4 protein-coding genes are annotated in these 3,206 nt (G+C 73.6%); 3 read left to right on the plus strand and 1 reads right to left on the minus strand.

Annotation, left to right across the window (positions count from 1 at the left end):
• Nucleotides 1-289 (minus strand): CYTH domain-containing protein (locus FK498_RS19555; protein ID WP_161988487.1); only part of this gene is annotated, 289 nt, incomplete at its 3' end.
• Between the two features lie 118 nt (nucleotides 290-407).
• On the opposite strand from FK498_RS19555, the gene FK498_RS18110 reads away from it, so the two are divergent.
• The 3 genes from FK498_RS18110 to FK498_RS18120 all read left to right on the plus strand — a co-directional run.
• Nucleotides 408-1,565: a M20/M25/M40 family metallo-hydrolase gene (locus FK498_RS18110; RefSeq protein WP_141857031.1), complete on the plus strand. Its 1,158-nt coding sequence runs from the start codon at nucleotides 408-410 to the stop codon at nucleotides 1,563-1,565.
• Nucleotides 1,558-2,697 carry an NAD(P)-dependent oxidoreductase gene (locus FK498_RS18115; RefSeq protein ID WP_141857034.1) on the plus strand — a complete coding sequence of 380 codons (1,140 nt, stop codon included), beginning with the start codon at nucleotides 1,558-1,560 and terminating at the stop codon, nucleotides 2,695-2,697. The genes FK498_RS18110 and FK498_RS18115 overlap by 8 nt, the downstream gene beginning before the upstream one ends.
• A 1-nt stretch (nucleotide 2,698) precedes the next feature.
• A partial coding sequence (locus FK498_RS18120; protein ID WP_141857036.1) for a GNAT family N-acetyltransferase occupies nucleotides 2,699-3,206 on the plus strand: 508 nt, incomplete at its 3' end.

The raw sequence follows: 3,206 nt of genomic DNA on the forward strand, positions 1-3,206 counted from the left end.
CGTTGCCGGCATCGACTTCGCGCTTGAGGCGCTCCGCCTCCTCGCGCGCGCTCAGCGCGCCGGGCGCAGCGAGCGGCGGGCCCTTCGCGGTCAGCAGCCAGGCCGCGTTCTCCTCGCGCAGGCGCAGGGTCAGCCGCGCGGCGGCCAGCCGGCCGTCCTCGGTATCGAGGAAGATGTTGCGCTGGCGGAGCAGACGGCGCGGCCGCGGCAGCAGCGCCTCGATGCGCGCCCGCTCCGCCGCATCGCGCAGCATCAGCTTGAACTCGCGTTCGATGCCGTCACCCGCCATCGTGGCTCCCTGTCGATCTGGGGTTACACCATTCCGGCCCGGCGGAAGGCAAGCGGATGGACAGGCCGGGCGGTCGGTGGAACCCTGCCCGGTCGCAGCAGGCGAGGAGACGCACCGGATGGACCCCGACGCCCTGAATTTCGACGCCGAGCGCATGCTCGCCGGTCTCAGGACCTGGGTGGAGGTCGAGAGCCCGACCTACGACGCGGCGGCGGTGAACCGCATGATGGACCTCGCCAGCCGCGATCTCGCGCTGCTCGGCGCGCGCATCGAGCGCATCCCCGGCCGGATGGGGTTCGGCGACTGCGTGCGCGCGCGCTTCCCGCAGGCCGCGCTCGGCGGCGGCGTGGACGGACCGGGCATCCTGCTGATGAGCCATCTCGACACGGTCCATCCGATCGGCACCGGCGGCGCCGCCGGCCCGCTCGCCTTCCGCCGCGAGGGCGACAAGGCCTGGGGACCCGGCATCTTCGACATGAAGGGCGGGGCCTACATCGCCATGGATGCCGTGCGCGCGATCCTGGAGGCGGGGGCGCGCACGAAGCTGCCGGTCACGGTGCTGCTCACCAGCGACGAGGAGGTGGGTTCGCCCTCGACGCGCGACCTGATCGAGGCCGAGGCGAGGCGGCACAAGGTGGTGCTGATCCCCGAGCCTGCGCGCTCCAACGGTGGCGTGGTGACCGGGCGCTACGCGATCGCGCGCTTCGCGCTGGAGGCGCGCGGCAAGCCGAGCCATGCCGGCGCGCGGCTCGCGGAGGGGCGGTCCGCCATCCGCGAGATGGCGAAGCAGATCCTGGCGATCGAGGCGATGACGACCGAGGATGCGACCTGCTCGGTCGGCGTGATCCGTGCCGGGCAGTGGGTGAACTGCGTGCCCATGCTGTGCCAGGCCGAGAGCCTCAGCATGGCGAAGCGGCAGCACGATCTCGATGCGCTGGTGGAGCGGATGCTGGCGCTGAAGTCGACCGATCCGGAGGTCGGCTTCACGGTCCGGCGCACCTATACGCGCCCGGTGTGGGAGCCGGACGGGAGGGTGCTGGCGCTGCATGCGCTGGCGGAACGGATCGCCAGGGGCGTGGGGATTGCCGAGTTGCCGCATGAGAGTTCGGGCGGCGGGTCGGACGGGAACTTCACCGGGGCCCTGGGGATTCCCACGCTGGACGGGCTGGGCGTGCAGGGTTCGGGGCCGCATACGCTGGACGAGCACATCCTCGTGCCGTCGCTGGTGCCGCGGGCGAAGCTGCTCGCCGGCCTCCTGATGCAGATCGATGGCTAGGAAAGACGAGAGTGGGGGGACCACGCTGGTCCCCCCACCCCCCCCTGCCCAGGGCGGCCCGACCAGCGGGCGGGCCGCGGCCCCCGACCGACGGGAAGGGGCCCCTCAGCGGGGGGTCTGGGAGGCCAATGGCCCCCCGGCCACTGAAGAAGACCTTGAGGACATCCTCTCCCGCCCGCCGCCGGGCTTCACGCTGCCGCCCGGCGACATCCTGATCCTCGGCGTCGGCGGCAAGATGGGGCCCACCCTCGCCCGCCTCGCCCGCCGCGCCGACGCCTCGCGCCGCATCATCGGTGTTGCGCGCTTCTCCGAACCCGGCCTGCGGCAGCGGCTCGATGCCTGGGGAATCGAAACGATCGAGGCCGACCTGCTCGACCGGACGGCCCTGGCGCGCCTGCCCGACGTGCCCAACGTCGTCTACATGGCCGGCCGCAAGTTCGGATCCAGCGGCGCCGAACACCTCACCTGGGCGATGAACGCCACCGTCCCCGCCATGGTCGCGGAACGCTACGCCGCCAGCCGTATCGCCTTCTTCTCCACCGGCTGCGTCTACCCGTTCGTGCCCGTGCTCTCCGGCGGCGCCACCGAGGACACGCCGCTCACCCCGCCGCCCGGCGACTACGCCTGGTCCTGCGTCGCGCGCGAGCGCGCCTTCGAACACGCCGCCGCCGCGCACCGCACGCGCTGCGTCGCCATCCGGCTGAACTACGCGATCGACCTGCGCTACGGCGTGCTGCACGACATCGCCGTGAAGGTGCGCGACGGCCTGCCGATCGACCTCGCCGCCGGCCACGTCAACGTCATCTGGCAGGGCGACGCCAATGCCTGGGCGCTCGCCGCGCTCGGCCTCGCCGACGCGCCGATGGCGGCGCTGAACGTCACCGGCCCGGAAACCATCTCCGTGCGCTGGCTTGCCCGCGAGTTCGCCCTCCGGCTGGGCCGCGACGCCGTGCTGACCGGCGAGGAGGCGCCGACCGGCTGGCTCAACAACGCCGCGCGCGCATTCGCCCTGTTCGGCTACCCGACCGTTCCGCTCGCCACGATGATCGACTGGACCGCCGACTGGGTCGCGCGTGGCGGCCGCAGCCTCGGCAAGCCGACCCACTACGAGGTGCGGGACGGCACGTTCTGACATGCCGCCGATCCGCCCGCTCACCGAGGCCGACCTCGCCGCCGCCTGCGCCCTTTCCGCCGCCGCGGGCTGGAACCAGACCGCGGAGGACTGGCGCCTGTTCCTGCGCGACGGCCGCGCCTTCGGCATCGAGGTGGACGGCGTGCTCGCCGCCAGCGCGGCCGTGCTGCCGTTCGGGCCGGAGGTGGCCTGGGTGTCGATGGTGCTGACGCTGCCCGACCACCGCGGCCGCGGCTACGCCACCGCGCTGACGGCGCACGCCCTCCGGGCCCTCGCGGCCTCGGGCCACCGCGCGGTGCTGGACGCGACACCGCTCGGCCAGCCGGTGTACGGGAAGCTCGGCTTCGCGCCGTTCTGGACCTTCCGCCGCTGGCGGCTGGAGACGCGCGGCGGCAGCGTGCCGGGCGTGCGGCCGCTGCGCCCGTCCGACTGGCCGGAAGTGCTCGCGCTCGATGCGGCGGCGAACGGCATCCCGCGCGAGCGCCTGCTGCGCGCGCTCGCCGCACGGC

Origin of the sequence: Elioraea sp. Yellowstone (assembly GCF_006704265.1) — a bacterium.
Classification (GTDB): domain Bacteria; phylum Pseudomonadota; class Alphaproteobacteria; order Acetobacterales; family Acetobacteraceae; genus Elioraea.

Excerpts from the sequence above, each read along its gene's own strand:
- FK498_RS18110 (WP_141857031.1), top strand. The coding sequence starts at position 408 with ATGGACCCCGACGCCCTGAATTTCGACGCCGAGCGCATGCTCGCCGGT.
- FK498_RS18115 (WP_141857034.1), top strand. The coding sequence starts at position 1,558 with ATGGCTAGGAAAGACGAGAGTGGGGGGACCACGCTGGTCCCCCCACCC.